The following is a 1448-nucleotide window of genomic DNA, read 5'->3' as shown; positions in this document are numbered from 1 at the left end:
TCAGTCGTCCCTACCTTGCTGATCGGGCTGAGCGAGCCATTCGTAGGGTTGGCTCACCCAGGGGTGCCGGGTGTGGCTTTCAGTCGTCTGCCGTAGTTGTGGCTTCCTCCGATTCGCCGCCCGGCACCCCACGACGACTCGGCTGCTCATTAGGAATTGCGGCACTGATCGCTCAGTAGGGACTCGACAGCGAGGTCGTCCGTGGTACCTGTACGAACGCGACCTTACGGAGAGAGACGTGACAGCGATCTGGGCCGGTATCGACGCCGGGAAGACCCATCACCACTGCGTGGTGATCGACGAAACGGGCAAGCGGCTGTTGTCCCGGCGCGTCGCCAACGACGAGAGTGAACTGCTCAAGCTGCTCGGAGACGTTCTCGACCTGGGCGACGAGGCGACGTGGGGCATCGACCTGGCGGACGGCGGGGCCGCCCTGGTCATCGCGGTCCTGCTCAACCACGGCCAGCAACTCCTCTACATCCCCGGCCGGGCAGTCAACCGGGCCTCCGAGGGCTACCGGGGCGACGGCAAGACCGACGCCAAGGACGCGGCGGTCATCGCCGACCAGGCCCGGATCCGGCGCGACCTCACGCCCTTGCGGCCCGGCGACGAGCTGGTGTCCGAGCTGAAGGTCCTCACCCGTCACCGCCGTGACCTCAGCGACGACCGCACCCGGACCATCAACCGGCTCCGCGGCCATCTCACCGAGATCTTTCCCGGCCTGGAACGCGAACTCGACCTGGGCAACGTCGGACCCCTGGTGCTGCTGACCGGCTACCAGACCCCGGCCGCCATCCGCCGCACCGGCCGACGGCGCCTGGCCACCTGGCTGCGCAACCGCAAGGTCCGCGGTGCCGACGAACTCGCCGCCAAGGCCCTCCAGGCCGCCGAAGGGCAGCACACCACTGTCCCCGGCGAGGACATGACCGCCCACGTCGTGCACTCCCTGACCAGGGAGGTGATGGCCCTCAACGAGAAGATCGCGGAGACCGACAAGCTCATCGAGGGCCGGTTTCGCCGCCACCGCGATGCGGAAGTGATCGCGAGCATGCCCGGCATCGGCGTCCTGCTGGGCGCCGAGTTCCTGGCCGCCACCGGCGGCGACATGAGCGCCTTCGCCAGCCCGGACAGGCTGGCCGCCTTCGCCGGCGTCTCCCCGGTGCCCCGCGACTCCGGGAAGGTGAGTGGCAACCTGCACCGCCCCACCCGCTACAGCCGGCGCCTCCAACGCGTCTTCTACACCTCCGCGTTGATCAGCATCCGCTGCTGCGACGAATCCCGCCGCTTCTACGACCGTAAACGCGCCGAAGGTAAACGACACAGCCAAGCAGTCATGGCCCTCGCCCGCCGCCGGGTCAACGTTCTGTGGGCACTCCTGCGTGACGGAAGGTGCTACAGCCCAATACCGCCCGTCACACTGGCAGCTTGACATCTCTATTAGGAATCGG

At 67.8% G+C, this 1448-nt stretch carries 1 protein-coding gene; it reads left to right on the top strand.

Translation table 11 applies throughout. From position 1 onward, the window contains the following. Positions 1-238: 238 nt before the first annotated feature. Positions 239-1429 (top strand): IS110 family RNA-guided transposase, encoded by a 1191-nt coding sequence (locus IG90_RS0138625; RefSeq protein WP_030595994.1) that lies wholly within the window; start codon positions 239-241, stop codon positions 1427-1429. Positions 1430-1448 lie beyond the last annotated feature (19 nt).

Origin of the sequence: Streptomyces anulatus, from assembly GCF_000721175.1 — a bacterium.
Classification (GTDB): domain Bacteria; phylum Actinomycetota; class Actinomycetes; order Streptomycetales; family Streptomycetaceae; genus Streptomyces; species Streptomyces anulatus_C.
This window is presented reverse-complemented; position numbering and strand designations above follow the sequence as displayed.